The 16,549-nt window shown below is 68.2% G+C and carries 15 protein-coding genes, 1 tRNA gene and 1 pseudogene; 11 read left to right on the top strand and 6 right to left on the bottom strand.

Annotation, left to right across the window (positions count from 1 at the left end; all coding sequences use genetic code 11):
* Positions 1–26: 26 nt before the first annotated feature.
* The 4 genes from ACIOJD_RS09540 to ACIOJD_RS09525 all read left to right on the top strand — a co-directional run bounded on the left by ACIOJD_RS09540 (position 27) and on the right by ACIOJD_RS09525 (position 3,865).
* Entirely contained in the window at positions 27–1,169 is a 1,143-nt protein-coding gene (locus ACIOJD_RS09540) for an XdhC family protein (protein WP_401910287.1), read from the top strand.
* 4 nt (positions 1,170–1,173) lie between these two features.
* Complete coding sequence (locus tag ACIOJD_RS09535) at positions 1,174–1,734, top strand: HAD family hydrolase (protein ID WP_401910285.1); 561 nt, start codon at positions 1,174–1,176, stop codon at positions 1,732–1,734.
* 227 nt (positions 1,735–1,961) lie between these two features.
* Positions 1,962–3,146 (top strand): helix-turn-helix domain-containing protein, encoded by a 1,185-nt coding sequence (locus ACIOJD_RS09530; protein WP_401910283.1) that lies wholly within the window; start codon positions 1,962–1,964, stop codon positions 3,144–3,146.
* Positions 3,147–3,250: 104 nt separating this feature from the next.
* Positions 3,251–3,865, top strand: a complete 615-nt coding sequence (locus ACIOJD_RS09525) for a hypothetical protein (protein WP_401910281.1) — start codon at positions 3,251–3,253, stop codon at positions 3,863–3,865.
* A 119-nt stretch (positions 3,866–3,984) separates the two neighbouring features.
* Here ACIOJD_RS09525 and ACIOJD_RS09520 read toward each other — a convergent pair whose 3' ends face one another.
* A complete protein-coding gene (locus ACIOJD_RS09520) occupies positions 3,985–5,085 on the bottom strand; it encodes a winged helix DNA-binding domain-containing protein (RefSeq protein ID WP_401910278.1) in 1,101 nt (366 codons plus the stop codon).
* Positions 5,086–6,247: 1,162 nt separating this feature from the next.
* Here ACIOJD_RS09520 and ACIOJD_RS09515 point away from each other — a divergent pair.
* Positions 6,248–7,807, top strand: coding sequence for an alkaline phosphatase D family protein (locus ACIOJD_RS09515; RefSeq protein ID WP_401910275.1), 1,560 nt, complete (start codon positions 6,248–6,250; stop codon positions 7,805–7,807).
* A 219-nt stretch (positions 7,808–8,026) separates the two neighbouring features.
* Here ACIOJD_RS09515 and ACIOJD_RS09510 read toward each other — a convergent pair.
* A pseudogene (locus ACIOJD_RS09510) lies at positions 8,027–8,697 on the bottom strand (nucleotidyl transferase AbiEii/AbiGii toxin family protein).
* Entirely contained in the window at positions 8,694–9,041 is a 348-nt protein-coding gene (locus ACIOJD_RS09505) for a transcriptional regulator (RefSeq protein WP_401910272.1), read from the bottom strand. The pseudogene ACIOJD_RS09510 and the gene ACIOJD_RS09505 overlap by 4 nt, the downstream one beginning before the upstream one ends.
* Positions 9,042–9,260: 219 nt before the next feature.
* Between ACIOJD_RS09505 and ACIOJD_RS09500 the strand changes: the two genes are divergently transcribed.
* The 5 genes from ACIOJD_RS09500 (at position 9,261) to ACIOJD_RS09480 (ending at position 12,858) form a co-directional block, all read left to right on the top strand.
* Positions 9,261–9,599, top strand: a complete 339-nt coding sequence (locus ACIOJD_RS09500; protein WP_401910270.1) for a hypothetical protein — start codon at positions 9,261–9,263, stop codon at positions 9,597–9,599.
* A 272-nt stretch (positions 9,600–9,871) separates the two neighbouring features.
* The gene (locus ACIOJD_RS09495) at positions 9,872–10,816 is read left to right on the top strand and encodes a DUF5996 family protein (RefSeq protein WP_401910267.1); all 945 of its coding nucleotides are present in this window, start codon (positions 9,872–9,874) and stop codon (positions 10,814–10,816) included.
* Between the two features lie 120 nt (positions 10,817–10,936).
* Positions 10,937–11,932, top strand: a complete 996-nt coding sequence (locus ACIOJD_RS09490; protein ID WP_401911676.1) for a helix-turn-helix domain-containing protein — start codon at positions 10,937–10,939, stop codon at positions 11,930–11,932.
* A 261-nt stretch (positions 11,933–12,193) separates the two neighbouring features.
* On the top strand, positions 12,194–12,463 hold the full coding sequence (locus ACIOJD_RS09485; protein WP_401880364.1) for a hypothetical protein: 270 nt from the start codon (positions 12,194–12,196) through the stop codon (positions 12,461–12,463).
* A 68-nt stretch (positions 12,464–12,531) separates the two neighbouring features.
* Positions 12,532–12,858: a hypothetical protein gene (locus ACIOJD_RS09480; RefSeq protein ID WP_401880362.1), complete on the top strand. Its 327-nt coding sequence runs from the start codon at positions 12,532–12,534 to the stop codon at positions 12,856–12,858.
* A 280-nt stretch (positions 12,859–13,138) separates the two neighbouring features.
* Here ACIOJD_RS09480 and ACIOJD_RS09475 read toward each other — a convergent pair whose 3' ends face one another.
* From ACIOJD_RS09475 to ACIOJD_RS09465, 3 genes are all read right to left on the bottom strand, one after another.
* Positions 13,139–14,008 (bottom strand): hypothetical protein, encoded by an 870-nt coding sequence (locus ACIOJD_RS09475; RefSeq protein WP_401910264.1) that lies wholly within the window; start codon positions 14,006–14,008, stop codon positions 13,139–13,141.
* A 378-nt stretch (positions 14,009–14,386) separates the two neighbouring features.
* Positions 14,387–14,821 carry an excalibur calcium-binding domain-containing protein gene (locus ACIOJD_RS09470; RefSeq protein ID WP_401910261.1) on the bottom strand — a complete coding sequence of 145 codons (435 nt, stop codon included), beginning with the start codon at positions 14,819–14,821 and terminating at the stop codon, positions 14,387–14,389.
* A gap of 379 nt (positions 14,822–15,200) precedes the next feature.
* Positions 15,201–15,275: transfer RNA gene (locus tag ACIOJD_RS09465), tRNA-Val, on the bottom strand.
* A 227-nt stretch (positions 15,276–15,502) separates the two neighbouring features.
* Between ACIOJD_RS09465 and ACIOJD_RS09460 the strand changes: the two genes are divergently transcribed.
* Positions 15,503–16,276 carry a DUF4097 family beta strand repeat-containing protein gene (locus tag ACIOJD_RS09460; RefSeq protein WP_401910258.1) on the top strand — a complete coding sequence of 258 codons (774 nt, stop codon included), beginning with the start codon at positions 15,503–15,505 and terminating at the stop codon, positions 16,274–16,276.
* The last annotated feature ends 273 nt before the right edge of the window (positions 16,277–16,549 follow it).

Below are 16,549 nucleotides of genomic sequence, written 5' to 3'. Positions count from 1 at the left end.
TCGCCCGGTCCGGCGAAGGGAGCACCGTGCGGGACATCGCCGAATCCCTCGCGGCCTGGCACACGGCCGGGGTGCGGTTCGCGGTGGCCACGGTCGTACGGACCTGGAGGTCGGCGCCCCGCCGGCCCGGGGCCGCGATGGCCGTCGCGGAGAGCGGCGAGGTGTGCGGCAGTGTGTCCGGAGGATGCGTCGAGGGCGCGGTGTACGAGCTGGCCCGCGAGGTGCTCACCTCGGGCGAACCGGCGCTGGCGACCTACGGGGTGAGTGATGACGACGCGCTGGAGGCGGGGCTGACCTGCGGCGGAACGATCGAGATCCTGGTACGCCCGGCCGACGACGAGCACTTCCCCGAACTGCCGGCCGTCCTGGACCGCATCGCGTCGGGCCGCCCGGTGGCGGTGGCATCCGTACTCCCCGAAAACACACCCCCGGCCACACCTCCGGCCCCGGCCCCGCCGCCACCTCCGCCCCCGGCCGGAAACCTCGTCATCACCCCGGACGCGGCCGGGCCGTCGGGCACCCTGGGCGGCGAACGTCTGGACGCGGCGATCACCGACCAGGCCCGGGGCATGCTCGCGCAGGGCCGTACCGGAGTCGTACGCGTCGGCTACGACGGTGAGCGGCGCATGGACCAACTCGCCGTATTCGTCCAGTCCTTCGCCCCGCCGCCGAGGATGCTGGTGTTCGGCGCGATCGACTTCGCGAGCGCGGTAGCGCGGATGGGGAAGTTCCTCGGCTACCACGTCACGGTCTGCGACGCCCGCCCCACCTTCGCGACGCGCAAGCGGTTCCCCGACGCGGACGAGCTGGTGGTCCAGTGGCCGCACCGTTTCCTGGAGGACCACCCGGTGGACGAGAACACGGTCATCTGCGTCCTCACGCACGACCCGAAGTTCGACGTCCCCCTCCTCGAACGCGCCCTGCTCACCCCGGCCCGCTACATCGGCGCGATGGGCAGCCGCCGCACCCACGACACCCGCCTGACCCGACTCCGCGAGGCGGGCCTCCCGGAATCCGCCCTCGCCCGCCTCTCCTCCCCCATCGGCCTCGATCTGGGCGCCCGTACTCCGGAGGAAACGGCGGTGGCGATCATGGCGGAGATCATCGCGCTGCGCTGGGGCGGCACGGGCGACCGCCTCACGCACACGCACCGCCCGATCCACCACTGACCGCGTGCCCACCAGGGCAGCCGCTCACGGTAGCCAGGGCCGACCTCAGGCCCGCCGCGCGGCCCCCTCCGGCCACACCACATCCAACGGTCAGCGCCAGGCACGGGCGGACGCCGGTCAACCTGAGCACTTCGATGAGACCGACCTGTACCGCGATGTCCGGCCGGCCCTCGCCCAACTGCGCGCCGATGGGCTGTGGCTCGGCATCGCGGGCAACCAGACCGTCCGTGCCGGCGGGATCTTGCGCGAACTGTTCGCCAACGACGTCGACCTCATCGGCACCTCGGACGACTGGGGTGCGTCGAAGCCGGACCCTGAGTTCTTCGTCCGGGTCGCCGAGGCCGTGCCCTTCGCTCCGAGTGAGATCCTCTACGTCGGCGACCGAATCGACAACGACATCCGCCCCGCCCTCACGGCGGGCATGGCCACCGCGCTGATCCGCCGTGGCCCGTGGGCCACCATCCAATGGGGCACCGACGATGCGCAGCGGCTGCCGACCATGCGGGTCGACAGCCTCACCGAACTCTCCGAGAAGACCGTCAAGTTCAACGCGCAAGGGAACTGAGCGTCGTGCCCCACCGGTACAGACGGTCTTCGAGGTTCCGCACGCACTGCTCGTGCTGCTATACCCCCCAGCGCCTTCCGCACCTCCTGCACTCATTCCCTGGCCTGAGACTAAACGGCCCGGCATGAGAAACGCCTCGTCCCCCGGGTGATCGGGGGACGAGGCGATGCCGCTCGGAGTCGTCCGGGCGTACCGTTCTGATTGTCTACGTCAGAACGGAGTTCAGTATGCACGCTCTGCCCCATGACCACACCGGCAGTCGCATCAAACGGCTGCGTCTGGAGCGCCACCTCACTCAGCGGGCACTGTCCGACCTGTCCCAGGTTTCGTACAGCGCGCTCACCAAGACCGAGCAGGGCGTTCTGCCTGCCACTCCGCACGTCATCGCCAGCATCGCCCGCGCCCTGCGCGTCGATGTCGCCAGCATCACCGGCCAGCCTTACGCCACCGAGCTGCGAGCTGATGAGCTGGACGTGCTGATCAGGCCCATCCGCGAAGCTCTCGACGTGTACGACCTCGGCGTCGACCCTGAGATCCGGCCAAGGCCCCACCAGCTCCTCACCGATGACGCCGAGGAACTTCTCGTCATCGTCCGCGCGGGTGAGATCAAGCGGGCGGCCGGCCAGGTGGCCGGCCTGATTCAGGAAGCGACGACAGCCGCGCATACGGCCGACTCCAGGGAGGGCTGGCTGCTGCTGGCCAGCACCTACCGCACGGCGTACGACGTCGCCTCGAAACTCGGATACGCAGACCTCGCGGGGACGGCGCTCTCGCGAATGGACTGGGCCGCGCAGCGCGGCTCGGACGCGGTGGTCGGCGGCATGTACCGGTACATGCGGGCGTTGATCTATCTCCGTGAGGGCCAGTACCGCACCGGTGAGCGCCTGGTGGCCCTCGGATTGTCGACGCTGGAGCAGGCCGATGCCGGCCGTGAACGCGACGTTGTGACCGGGCAGCTTCACCTGGGCGCGGCGGTCATGGCGGGCCGCGCGCAGGACAAGGCCCGCGCTGACGGCCATCTCGACCGGGCGGAGGAGATCGCCCGGGGCACCGGCGAGGCGGCCGATGTCCACTGGCTGTCGTTCGGACCGACCAATGTGTCCGTACACAGGGTCTCGGTGGCCGCCGAGCTGGACCAATACGAGGATGCCGCACGAACCGGGCAAGGGATCTCCCTGCCGAAGGACTGGCCGGCCTCACGCCGCAGCCACCATCATGCCGAGCTGGCGCGCGCGCAGATGTGGACCGGCGATATCGACGGCGCCTTCAAGAATCTGCTGTCGGCGCGTAAGGCAGCGCCACAGCAAGCGCGTTACCACCAGACCGTACGCGAGACGTACTCGGGCCTCGAAGCAGCCAAGCGTCAACTCCCTGATTCTTTCCTCTCATTCGGCTCCTGGCTCGGAGCCTGACGCACCGCAAAGCCTTGGCCCCGGCTATCACCATGTCGTGATAACCGGGGCCTTTCCGTGCGCTCACCATGGCACTCACTTGCCCCGAATGCATGGAGCCGACCATGACGTACACCGCCCCCGATACCGATACGGCCATCTCCCGCTGGCTGACGTCCACCACCCGCCATCCCGAAATCGCCGAACAGGACTGGCGCGACGGACGCCCGGCGATCCTCCGGACCGGCATCATCTACGACGCCGTCCGCATGCCCATGGAACTGGTGCACGCCGCCGTCCAGAGCACCGTCCCGGACGAGGTGGCCACAGCCCTGGCCGAGGCCCTCGACGGTCCTGTGGTGTGCCACCCGGGTCAGTGGCACTACGCCCTCGTGTCACCCGGGACCTGCGAAATCTGGATGTCCCCGTGCGCCGCCGTCCGTGGCCGGGGCGGATGGCTCGGCATCCCCAGAGTGGACCGTACGAAACCCACCCCCGTGGCCCCCTACTGGGCCGTCCCCATCGAGCGGATCAACCGGCTCTGCCCGCTGGCGGCGGTTGCCGAACTGCTGCACACCGGCCGCGAACGGTGCGAAGGACGGGAGCACTCGGCGGCGTACATCGCGGTCCTGGAGCACGCCGAGGAATGCACCGCGTGCGCCACGGCCACCACCGCCGCACCCTCCACCTGCACCGTCGGCACCCGGCTGCGCGAAGCGGAACGTACGGCCCGGCCGTGAACAGCATCCGGCCCACCGCCCCGGCCGGCCACCGTCCCCCGCCCGCGCCGGCCGGGGCGTCCCGCAGCAACCGACCTCGCGAATGGTCCCGTCACGTCAGGACCCGGAGCGCGTGATCATCAGTTGTCGGTGTCGAGTCGGATGTGCTCGATGTCCGCGTCCAGGAAGGCCGCCAGATCCTGGGCTTCGGTGTGGACAGCTTCCTGTTCCGGGGCGGTGAGGGGGCGCAGGGAGTTGATGTGGAGTTGGCGGTCGCGCACGGTCCAGGTGGCGGTGACGCGCCCGTCGACGAGGACGGTGCGGTGGCCCGCGACGGAGAGACCGAGGTGAGGTGCGTCGATGATGCGGCTGCGGTCGTGGTAGCCGAGGATGACGTTGTCGAAGGCCGGGAGGAACCGGACGGGGGCCGGGGTGTCCGGGTGGGGGCGGGGTGCGTCGGGCAGGTCGAGCAGTTCACGGCCGCGTTCGTCGCGGAAGACGACGAATTCCTCTCGGGCTCGGGCGGTTTTGACGGCGTCGGGAAGTCCGGCGAGGCCGCACCAGGCGCGTAGGTCCGCGCCTGCGGCGGGTCCGTAGGCGGCGAGGTAGCGGCGCAGCAGCTGCTCCCCGACGGGATCGCTGTCATCGGTGGGCAGGGGGTCGATGTCCCGTTCCAGCCAGGTGGCCATCGGCAGGTTGCGTACGCCGGCACTCCGGTGCCACAGGCCACGGGGCGGGAGTTGGGCCATGGGGATGAGGGCCGCGACGAGCAATTCACCCAGGGCACGGCGCGGTGGGCCGGGCCAGCGGTCTTCGAGGGCTTGTACGAGTTCGCTCATGGTGCGGGGCCGCTGGTCGGCCATGACCGCGCGGCCGGCGGCGGCGACCTCGTCCAGGTCGATGCCTGCCAGTTCGCGCCGGTAGGTTCCCAGCACTCGCCGGCGCAGCATGGTGTCGTGGCGGGCTCGCCAGGCGAGCGCGTCGTCGGCGGTGACGAGGTGGACGGTGCGGCGCATCAGGTGGGTGCGCACCACCGTACGGCCGGTCAGCGCGTCGTCCAGCTGCGCGGGCCGGAAGCCGGACAGGCGGGACCACAGCCCGGTGAAGGGTTCCTGAGGCTCCTGCGCCTGTAGGCCGCACAGGTGGGCCACTGCCTCGGGCGCGGATGTGTCGCTGCGCGCGAGCAGGTGCTGGCGGGCGAGGGTGGCGCGGTTGAGGGCGCGGGCATCAAGGACAGTCATGGCGTTCTCAGGCCGCCGCTCGCCCGTGCGGCGGGCGGCTGCGCAGGCCGACGGGCTGGTAGAAGTCCAGCGCCTCATGTGCGGTGCCCCGGAGGTTCAGGTGAGTGGTGGTCGTGACGGACAAGACCCGCTCCTTGCCTCGATGTGACGAATGCGCTGCCGGCCGTCCAACCCCGGCGGCTGCCGTGACCAGGAGCCATCCCTGCCGAACGACTCGTACGCCACCTTGGCGCAGGTAGCGGACAGCTTGTGTCCTGTACCGCGGGAGAAAGAAGGAAACGACTGTCCGAAGTGTGAAGCCCCGGGCGGGAGTTCCTCGTACAGGGACAGCAAGGGCAGCAGCGACAGCAGGGACAGGCTTTCGGAGCTGCGCACCGGCTCCCGAGCGGGAGTACCCGCAGAATCACGACAGGCGCGTCTCGGCCACATCTGGGCAGCCGCGCCCACCTCGCCCATGGACAGCGGTCCACGGCGTCACGCGACCGCCCAGCCTCCTCGAACGGTGAGCCGAACACTGCCCGGTGGTGACGTGAATTCCATCCGGCCCTGCTCACAAAACGGCCGTGCAGCGGGTGCCGATCGGGGCCGAATACGGCCTTTCGCCTGCTGGTTGTCCTTGACAGGGGGGCGGTTTCACACCGTCGGCATCCGCTGCGCGAGCGCGCCCGGACCTTACCCGTACACGGCCCACCGAGGCCGGCGTGACCGCGCCAAGCCGCCCAAGGCCGCCGTGGCACCCCGTCGGCGCCGGGGTACCCGCGGTGGACACAGACTTGAACAGACCTGTATCCAGGGCTGGTTTGATCCCGGCTTCGCCGATCCGCACCGTACGCGCGCATTCACGTAACGCGGACGCCACTCCCTTCGGCCACCGTGTGTCGCACCCGGCCAGACGGCTGAACAGGCCCCTGATCAGCGGTCAAACGTTGTTCCAGGCCCGGTGACACCACATCCGCCAAGTCGTCAGCTCCTCCTGGATGGCAGGGGGAAGCCATGCCGAAACGCCAGGCCGTTGACCTCACAACGGGGCCTGCAAAAAAGGCAACGATGTGCTCTTTTCATGTACATGATTCTTATTGTTCAGAGAATCGACCCTCAACACCTGGCATGGTCTCGTTCTGTTCGCAGTGCCCCGACACTCACTTGATGAGAGGGAACGCCCATGTCTGGACGCACTACCTCCTCGCCCCACTCTGGCAGACGACGCTTCCTTGCCACCGGAGCCGGCGCTCTCGGCGCCGCCGCCGTCAGCCAGTTCGTCGTGACCGGTACCGCCCGCGCCGCCGCCGATCCACTGCCCGACGGCGTGTTCGCCCTCGGCGTCGCCTCGGGTGATCCGCTGCCCGACGGCGTGGTGCTGTGGACCCGGCTCGCACCGGATCCGCTGAACGGCGGCGGCATGCCGGACCGTACGGTCGACGTCGAGTGGCAGGTGGCCAAGGACAAGGGCTTCCGGAGCATCGTGAGGCGGGGTACCGCCCAGGCAACGCCCGCGCTCGGACACAGCGTTCACGTGGACGTACGAGGACTGCACGCGCACCGCGACTACTGGTACCGCTTCCGCGTCGAGGGCCAGATCTCCCCGCTCGGCCGCACCCGCACCGCTCCCTCGCCGAGCTCGACGGGGCGACTGCGGCTGGCACTGGCCTCCTGCCAGAACTGGCAGCACGGGTACTTCACCCCCTACGCCGACATGGCCGAACAGGACCCGGACGCCGTGCTGTTCGTCGGGGACTACATCTACGAGAGCGTTCCGGCGTCCACGGGCGTACGGCGTCACGAGGGCAAGGGTGAGCCGGTCTCGCTCGTCCAGTACCGCAACCGCTACGCCCAGTACCACACCGACCCCGACCTGATGCGGATGCGCGCCTCAGCGCCCTGGATCGTCACCTTCGACGACCACGAAGTGGACAACGACTGGGCGGGCGAGATCCCGCAGGACCCGGACAAGCAGCCGCACGACGCATTCGTGGCCCGACTGACCGCCGCGTACCAGGCGTTCTACGAGAACATGCCGGTACGGGCCACCGCCGTACCGAACGGGCCGCACATCAGGATGTACCGCCGTCTCGACTTCGGCCGTCTGGCCCGGCTCCAGATCCTGGACACCCGGCAGTTCCGCAGCGACCAGGCGACCACTCAACAGGGCGCGCAGGACCCGGCGTTGACGATGCTGGGCGCCGACCAGAAGGCGTGGCTGCTGGACGGCCTGCGCCGTTCGCCCGCCCGGTGGAACCTGATCGGCTCCCAGATCATGATGGCCGAGACCGACATGCTCGCGGGCCCCGGGAAGTTGTGGTTCTACGACGCCTGGGACGGCTACCAGGTGGAACGCAACGCGCTGCTCAAGGAACTGGCCGCCGTCCGTAACCCCGTAATCCTGTCCGGCGACCGCCACCTGACGATGATCAGCGACCTGAAGCGCGACTTCGCGAACCCCTCGTCACAGGTGATCGGGGCGGAGTTCGTCGGCACGTCGATCAGCTCCAACGGCGACCAGGACCAGGCCGCCTTCCACGCCCAGTTCGACCCGCTCGTCCCGGACAACCCGCACTGGAAGATCATCGACGCCCACCGCGGCTACCACCTCTTCGACATCGATCGCGGAGGCATCGACGCCCAGGTACGGATCGTGGACACCGTGACCAGCCCCACGTCGGCGGCCCGGACACTGGCACGACTGCGGGTGGAGAACGGCCGGCCGGGCGTCGACCTGGTCTGACCGGAAGGGTGTGATCCGGGGCCGGTCCGACTGCCGGGGCCGGGTCCACGCCTCGTCGGTTCGACGGGGAACAGCAGCCCGTGATAAATGGGCGCGTCGGCCAGGTTCTCCTGGCCGACGCTCTCGCGGACCGACCTTCGCATCTGGCATCTGGCCCGCGACGATCCAAGAACGGGGCAGCCCGTGACACTTGCAGAGCGGGCGACATGCGTGAAGTCGTCAGTCTTCGTACGGAGTCTCCAGCTCCTGAAGCCGCTCCCCGATGTCGTCGGCCCATGTCTGTGCCCACTGCCGTAGCTCGGTGATTGCATGCTCGTCGAGTCCATATGCGGCGAATTCCGTGTCGTCGATCCAGTCGGCTCCGCCCAGCCGCGCCTGAGGCTCGCTGAGGTCGAAGGAGTCGCGGGCATGGCGCCGACCGAGTTCTTCGAGTTCGACGGGGCTCCAGCGGGCCGAAGCGGCCTGTACGTCGATCAGGTCCCTGGCGAGGCCGCGGTCGGCCAGCGCGCGAACCTTGGTGCCGACGACATCTTCGAGGGACAGCGCCAAGCCGTGCTCGGTGTGTACGGGTGGTCGCCAGAGTGCTTCTTTGAGGATATCGACCTCGCACTCCATACGGCTGACCGGATCGGTGACGATCAGACGCGCGGACAGCGGGTCTGTCTCCAGAGCTCTTACGCGCCAACCGCGTTGCTCCAGGCCGCTACGCACGGCAGTAGCGATGTCTCCATCCGTTCTGGGTTTTCGGTCGCGACATCAAGGTCCTGGCTGAGCCGGTCGACCAGTCCGTGTGCCTGGACCGCGTAGCCACCGGTGAGCGCCAGAGGGTAAGCACCGCCCACAGCAAGTACGTCGGCGAGCAGGCGGCGGTGCAGGTCGGTGAGGTTCACGCAGCGGCCTGGACGCTGTGAGCGAGCTCGCCGAAGGCACTCTCCCAGACCTCACGGACATCGCGGCTGACCAGTGTGCGCAGCGTAGGCCACAGGCCAAGGAGCAGGTCGTGATCGAGGTACTGGACCAGGTCATCGTGCTGGCCCTCGGCCAGCACGATGCGGTAATAGCTCATCCGCAGGCGGGGCCGGTCAAGGTCGAACGTGGTCAGCCCCGACCACGCAAGGTGGAGCGGCAGACTCACCGTGCCGTGCTCGGGGCCGACAAGCTCGGAGAGCGCTGCGGGCAGGCGCCGAGCGAACTTGGCACGGCGGAGATCGGTAAGTCCGGGCTGTGATGCCATACGTCGACTATCCAGGAAGAAGCCGCGGCAAGTTCGCCAAGGCCGCCACCCGTGTGGCTCGTGATGGCGAGGAGATGATCGCCCTACCGCCCGACGAGGAACTGGCCTACCGCTCCAACCCGTCCACCGGCCGGCTGATCATCGTCGGCTGCCGGGCCGAACCGGTGGCACTCGCTGCCGCCCGGCTCGCGCGCGAAAGCATCCGTGGGCAACATATAGGTGCGGGTCTTCCCCGACCAGTTCCCGGGCTGGTTCGGCGTGCGGCTGGCGACCGGTGGCGAGGCCGCCAACCTGTTGTTCCCAGAGATCACGCCCAGCGCAGTATCAGGCGTCATCGACGGAGGCCGCACGCTCAGTGAACGTGACTCCATGGGCGGAAAGACCGAGGACCGCTACCCCGACATCTTCGGCCTGGCCCACAGCATCGACGGCGGCGGACGAACCGATGTCCGTGCCACCGTCGCCGACCGGCTCGCCGCCCTTCCGCGCCATTCCGTGATCCTCAACCACGACGTCGAGGCCGGCGCCGAGTTCCTGCACACGCTCACCGCCGGCTGACACGGTAAGGGCATCCGCTCCCCGCCCAGCACGGCCCCAGCGGCATCATGGCGGCCGAGGACAGTCCGGAGGTTGGACCTTGGGTGGGCACTCCGGGACAGCGGAGTTCATGGGCACCGCGGGCTTCCGGCGATGTCGAAGTTGCGGGGGAGCAGAACGCTGCGCAAGGTGGACAAGACGGGGATTCGACTCACAATCCACGTTCGTCCGACGGTTTACCGGGTCAGCCCAGCTGGGCCAGCGACCGCGCTGTCGAGCGGAGGGCCACCATCATGTCAACGACGGAAACCTCCCGGGCCGGGGCGGCGTGGCCGCGGTTGCGCGTCGACGATTGGACCGAGACCCGCGAAACGCTGCATATGTGGGTCCAGATCGTGGGCAAGGTCCGGCTGGCACACGCCCCCTTGCTCAACCACTGGTGGCAGGTGACCTTTTACGTCAGTCCCCGGGGGCTGACCACCTCCGCCGTTCCCAACGGTGCCGGAGTCTTCGACATCGAGTTCGACTTCGTCGACCACCTGCTGCGTCTGCGCACCAGTGACGGCGGTGCCGGCAGCATCGCCCTGGAGTCCATGCCGGTGGCCGACTTCCACGGCCGTGTCGGCCAAACGCTGGAGGAGCTGGGCGTACCCACAACCATCCAGGACCATCCGAACGAGGTCGAGCCGGCGGTCCCGTTCTCGTTGGACTACCAGCACCACACCTACGACCCGCGTGCGGCGCACCTGTTCTGGCGCCAACTCCTCCAGGCAGAGCGTGTGCTGGGGGAATTTCGCGCACAATTCGTCGGCAAGGTAAGCCCGGTGCACTTCTTCTGGGGGGCCATGGACCTGGCGTGCACCCGGTTCTCCGGGCGCCGTGCCCCCAGACATCCCGGGGGTGCGCCGAACTGCGGTGACTGGGTCATGGTGGAGGGCTACTCGCACGAGTTGAGCAGTTGCGGGTTCTGGCCGGGCGGCGGGGACGAAGGGGCCTTCTACTCGTACGCCTACCCCGAGCCGGCCGGGTTCGCCGACAGCCCGGTCAGCCCGTCGGATGCCTTCTACAGCCGGCAGAACGGACAGTTCCTGCTGCCGTACGAGGCGGTACGCACCGCCGAGGATCCGGACCGCACAGTCGCCGGCTTCCTGCACAGCACCTACGTGGCAGCCGCGAACGCGGCCGGATGGGACCGGGCGGCACTGGAGACCGATCCGGACCGCTGGGCCGACCGGTAGGCAGGCTCATCCTTATCACCACTGGGTCGGTGCGACTCCCCTCCACAGGCCATCAGGCACACGATCGCTGTCCTCGAATTCTCGGCCAGGCCGGTACGTTCGCTGTGATTGACTGCCGAGATGTTGCACGAGTCGGTATTCCGCACCATGGATCTGCCTACGGAGGACCGCTTCGAGGCGTGGACACAGCGCGTGGGCCGGACACACGCTCCCCTGGATCTGTCCAGTGACCGTGCGGCGGACTACCACGCTCACCAGCGCCTGATCGAGCTCGGCGATGTGGTGGTGTGGCCGGCGACCTTCGATTCCCTGGTCTTCCGCCGGACACCGAAGCTCGTTCGCCAGTCCGATCCCGAGATGTACCACCTCTCCCTGCTCCTGCAAGGTGAAGCCGGCGCGACCTGGGACAAGCAGGAGGCCACCTACCGGAACAGCGACATCCACATCAACAGCTCGTCACGGTCGTACGAGATATTCACCGGATCCAACCCGGTCACCATTGTCGGAGTCGAGATCCCCCGGGCGTTGGTGGCTCTGCCCGACCGCCGGGCCGACCAGGCGGTCGGGCGGCCTGTGTCGGGCCGAGGGGGAGTCGGCGCGCTGTTGTCGCAGTTCCTCGCCCAGTTCGTCTCGGACACCGGCACGTATCAGCCACAGGAAGCGTCACTGCTGGGAACCGTCGTCGCCGATCTGGTGACCGCGGTCTTCGCGCATGTTCTGGACGCCGATCTCCTGATGCCTCCGGAGACCCACAGCCGGACCCTGGTCCTGCGTATCAAGGCATTCATCCGCCGGCATCTGGGAGACCCGGAGCTGACACCCGACCAGATCGCCGCAGCACACCACATCTCGCGCAGCCATCTGTACCGCCTCTTCCAAGCCGATGGCCTCAGTGTGGGCGCGTACATCCGGGAGCAACGGCTCAAGAACGCCCGGCGCGACCTGGCCGACCCCGCTCTGCGCACCATGCCGATCCATGCCGTCGCCGCTCGCTGGGGTTTCCCCCGCCCGGCCGACTTCACGCGCGCGTTCCGCACCCTCTACGGCATTCCGCCGAGCGAGCTCCGCCGGACAGGAGCCGTCGGCGACGCGGTCAGGGCTGGGACGCTGCGCTAAGGAGGCGTGGACTGTCCGCCAACGACAGGCCGAGGAGCGCCCGGCACTCTTGTGAGCGCCGCAGCGATAGCGATGTAAGGGATCCACCACGGGGGTGGGATCCAGACATCGGGACAGACATGCGGCTGGCTCAGCCAATCGATTCGACCTAGCCGGGGGTATCACTCGATGGGAAGCACTCTGCGCGACCGCGGGAACAGCGGCTTGATGAGAAACACGCCTGTACGAGTCGCCCTTACGGGGTCCGCGATACTCGGCCTCATGTTCACTGCGTCCGCCACGGCGTCGGCGGCCGCTACGGGACGGCCGACGGGATGTACCTACCAGGTCGCCGACACCAAGATGACCGTGGCGAAGTGCAGCAGCGCGAACGGTGGCCACTACCGCGCCGTCGCGAACTGCACGGACCCGGACACCGGAGACATCGTGACCTTCGTCGGCGACTGGCGGAACAACGGATCGTGGTCCAAGTCCTACTGCCAGGGCGCGAGCAGGACCATGTCCGCCGGAATCGAAACCAAGGTGACCTGACCCGCGAAGCCCCCGCTTCCGCACACGGCATTCCGCTCGACGACCGCACAGCGAAAGGATCCACTCCAGTGAAGAAATGGCCGGTTCTCGTCATGGGCGGCGCGCTCGCCGCCTTCTCCCTCGGCTTCGGGGGCACCGCCTCCGCGGCACCCGCCGGGGCGACCGCCTGGCCGACGGGCTGCACCTACCAGAGCAACTTCAACAACGGTGCAATGGCCCGCTGCGACCACAGCAACGGCGGCCACTACAAGGCCGGCGTCAACTGCCTGCGCCAGGACGGGGGCGGCATGGTCGTCCTCGACGCCGTCGCCTGGCGCACCAGCGGCTGGTCGAACGTGTACTGTCCGGCGCTGACCGTGTTCCACTCGGCGAGCATCATCACCAAGTCCACGTGACAACCGCTCTTTAGGGAACGTGGGTCGCGCCTTCCCAGAACCGCCTCCGCATCAGCGGAGGCGGTTCTTCGGCGTACGTGTCAGACGCAGTCATGGACGTCATCATGCCAGCACCCACAGCCACAGCCACAGCAATGGGGCAGCAATGGGGCAGCCCTTGAGGCTTGCGGAAATCAACCTGCGGTCGAACAAACCTTCCGACCAACGTGTCAAGAAGGAAAGCGCGCACCTTATTGTGCGGCCAAGCCCCGACTCCGACGTCTTCGCACTCTGCCGGCTGTCAGCCGCCCCGATAGATCGTCCCGCAGAGCAGTGTCTTGCCGTCGTTCACCAACCAGGTCAGGTATTGCGTCTGGTCGTACGCCCCCTGAACACAGTTGCGGGGACCGGCATTCGACGGGGCCTGATAGACGCCGATGATGTGGATGATCCGGTTGTACGCGGCGGGAATCTGCTGCGCCTTGCAGTCCACGGCCGTCATCGATCCCAGCTGGGTCTTGTCGCCAACCTGCTTCCCGAGTATGCAGTAGTACGCGAAGTAGATGCGGGTGACACAGAGTGTCGCGGTCTCGCCCGAAACGGCAGACCTGTAGATCCAGGACGCCTTCCCCGCATCGTTGGGACAGGTGGCGTCCGTGGTGCTTGTGACTTGGACGAGGCCCGATCCCTGCCTGTCGCAGGGCACGGCGGCCGGCGGAACGGCGGCGCTCCAGTCGAGGCTGTCGACACTGCGGCCGGTGTCGTAGATCTCCAGGCAGTCACCGACCGAGACAGTCTTGAACGACTCTTCCGTGGGATCCGGAGTGGGCGACGGTGTCTCGGATTCGGGCTCGTCCGATCCGCCGCTGAAATCGTCGTCCGGATCCGGATCGGCGGTGCCCACATCGCTGGTCTCAGTGCCGTCGGGGATGTCGACGGTCTCCGAAGGCTTATACGGCGTTGAGCTGGAACCAGACGAGGACGGGTCGGCTATCAGCTCTCTGAGCTCCTGGGCGTTGCTCACACCCAACCAGGCCAGAATCGCCAGCGCGGATGCGATTCCTCCGAGTAATGCCCAGACCTTGCTGGTGGAATCGTCCTCGGATGCACCTGGCATGAACCCCTCCCCCGTCAATTCCCCCGTCAATGTCCAGACGATATCGGCTTCCACAGATCAGCCCAAGAGCCTTCGCAATTGCCTCCTGGGCCAGGACAGGAGGCAGGGGCCGACTTGGTATTCGGCCGCACCTCGCGGCCGGAGAGGATCACGCGCTCATTCGTGTCCCGCCGGGAGGCGCCAGATGTCCGCACGAGGGCGTCCCGCCGGCGGGCACGGCGCCACCTTTGACGAGCACGGCGACGGGGCGAACCTTGCCGGGACAGCCCTTAGGTACTACCGGTGGGCACGGAGGCTTTCGAACCGCCGACATCTGCTTCGTAGGAGCAACGGCCCCCGTCGTTCCCCCCTTTCGGGGGCCGTCGCGCTCGTCAGGTCAGTGCCGTCATTCTTCGCTGCGGCATGCGGCTTCACCTCGCCGCGGTTTGAGCCTTATTCACAGGCGACACCGTCCCCGTCGCGGTCCAGGTGACTGCCGTAGCCAGGATCGCCGGTGCGGATCGGTGCCGCGCCCGCGGCGCGGACGGCCGAGCAGTTCGCGTAGTACGTCGATCCGCCACCGGACGAGCCGCCCGTCGAACTGCCGCTGTCGTCACTGCCGTCACTGTCGTCAACGGCAGGCGCGACGGTGACGCGGACGGTCTTCGTCTTGGTGACCGTGGGCGCCGGCTTCGGCTTGGCCGTGACGGTCTCGGTGGCCGCGGGTTCCGGCTCGGCGGTCTCGGTCGTCGTCGCCGTTACGGTCGCCGCGGGTGCGGCCTTCACGCTGGCGGCTTTCTCCGCCTGGGCCGGATCGTCGGAGACACCGACCATCACGCCCAGGAAGAACAGGGCACCTCCGACGGGGAGCAGGACCCTCTTCCTCATCCACTTCGGCCGGCTCTCCGGCGGTGCGGACGCTATGTACGGTGCCGGGCCGGGCCGGGGCGGCTGACCCCACGGCGGCGGCTGCGACGGCGGGTTGTGCGACATGAGTCCCCCTGAGTGGTTCGTGAGCGATGACCGTAACGAGGGGTGTAGGCATCATGTGACGAGTGCGCACAATCGGTAACCGAGTTGTGACCAATAAGTGGAGGGAGAGGCTCCCCGTGAACGCAGCCGCGCCCCGCCCTCGGTTGAGAGCGGGGCGCGGCTACCTGCGGATCAGGCGCTTCCCGGGGGTCGGCCGATGTGAATGACCGCCACCGTTGATGTCGGATCTGGACGTCGAAGGCCCCCAACCATGATCGGTTGGGGGCCTTCGTACTGGTGGGCGCGGACGGTTTCGAACCGCCGACATCTGCTTTGTAAGAGCAGCGCTCTACCCCTGAGCTACGCACCCGTGGATGAAGGAACAGCGTACATGGCCGACGGGCCCTGCCTGTAAACCGATCCCGTACCGGACCAGGCTACGGACGGGTACGGGGGCTATCCCCACCTCCGAGACGGTGGTCGGCCGGATCGGCCCCGGCGGACCGTCTCCGTACGGTGAGGGGACAGGACAGTCGAGACGTGTCGGCAGGCATCGCATCACCGCGGGGCCGCCGGACCAACTGGGGGACGATCACCGTGGCCACACGCCGTAACCGCACCCGTACGCTCCTCGCCGTGGGCGGGGCCGCGCTGCTCGTGCTCTCCGTCAGTGGGTGCGGTGGCGCGGACGCCTCGGACGCGCCCGCCGAGAAGAAGTCGTTCCCCCTCAGCGGGAAGACCCTGACGATCGACGCCGGGAATTCCGCGGTCGACCTCGTGCCCGCCGATGTGAAGGCGGTGGAGGTGACCCGCCGGGTCGACGGGTGGGTGGTCATGGGCAATGGGCCCCATCCCCGCTGGAAGATGACGGACGGCACGCTCACGCTCGACGTGAAGTGCAGTGCGGTCATGAGCGACTGTGTGGCCCAGCACGAGGTGAGAGTGCCGCGGGGGGTGGCTGTGACGGTGAACGGGGACAACGGGGGCGTGCGCGCCACCGGGTTCGACACCCCGTTGAGGCTGAAGGCCGACAACGGGGCGATGACCGTACGGGACTCCAGCGGGCCGCTCGACCTGGAGAGCGACAACGGAAAGATCACGGCGGAGGGGATCACGGCCAAGGCCCTGGCCGTGAAGTCGGGCAACGGGGCCGTACGCATCGGATTCAGCGCCGTGCCCGATTCGGTGGACGCGACCAGCGACAACGGGGGTATTGAGATCGATCTGCCCAGGTCAGACACCTCGTACGCGGTGAAGACGCGCACCGACAACGGCAAGATCGACGTGGACGTACCGACCTCCGACAGCAGCTCCCACGTGGTGAAGGCGCGCACCGACAACGGGAAGATCGCTGTCCGAACCGTGAACTAACCGGCCCGTGTGTTCGTCTTTACCTGGTGGGAGAATGGTCCAGGCAGGGCGAACTCGGCACGGGAGAGGGATGTGACGGCCACACACGCGCAGTCGCACACGCAGCCGCACGCGAGAGCGAAGCCGAGTGCCGTCCAGGCGGAGAGCGACGGAAACGCGGACGTAGCAGCGGTCCGTGCCGTGCGGGCAGTCGGTCCCGTGCCGACCGTCCGCGCCGTCAGCGTCGGCCGTGCAATCCGCGCCGTGAGCGTGGGCCGTGCGGTCCGGGACGTC

The sequence above is a fragment of the Streptomyces sp. NPDC088116 genome (assembly GCF_044741745.1).
Taxonomy (GTDB): domain Bacteria; phylum Actinomycetota; class Actinomycetes; order Streptomycetales; family Streptomycetaceae; genus Streptomyces.
The sequence above is the reverse complement of the archived record's forward strand: the minus strand, read 5'-3'. Positions and strand labels throughout refer to the sequence as shown.

Bases quoted from the DNA above. Each gene is read 5' to 3' on its own strand.
- ACIOJD_RS09530 (WP_401910283.1), top strand. From the start codon at position 1,962: ATGCACGCTCTGCCCCATGACCACACCGGCAGTCGCATCAAACGGCTG.
- ACIOJD_RS09525 (WP_401910281.1), top strand. From the start codon at position 3,251: ATGACGTACACCGCCCCCGATACCGATACGGCCATCTCCCGCTGGCTG.
- ACIOJD_RS09520 (WP_401910278.1), bottom strand. From the start codon at position 5,085: ATGACTGTCCTTGATGCCCGCGCCCTCAACCGCGCCACCCTCGCCCGC.
- ACIOJD_RS09515 (WP_401910275.1), top strand. From the start codon at position 6,248: ATGTCTGGACGCACTACCTCCTCGCCCCACTCTGGCAGACGACGCTTC.
- ACIOJD_RS09505 (WP_401910272.1), bottom strand. From the start codon at position 9,041: ATGGCATCACAGCCCGGACTTACCGATCTCCGCCGTGCCAAGTTCGCT.
- ACIOJD_RS09495 (WP_401910267.1), top strand. From the start codon at position 9,872: ATGTCAACGACGGAAACCTCCCGGGCCGGGGCGGCGTGGCCGCGGTTG.
- ACIOJD_RS09490 (WP_401911676.1), top strand. From the start codon at position 10,937: ATGTTGCACGAGTCGGTATTCCGCACCATGGATCTGCCTACGGAGGAC.
- ACIOJD_RS09485 (WP_401880364.1), top strand. From the start codon at position 12,194: ATGTTCACTGCGTCCGCCACGGCGTCGGCGGCCGCTACGGGACGGCCG.
- ACIOJD_RS09470 (WP_401910261.1), bottom strand. From the start codon at position 14,821: ATGAGGAAGAGGGTCCTGCTCCCCGTCGGAGGTGCCCTGTTCTTCCTG.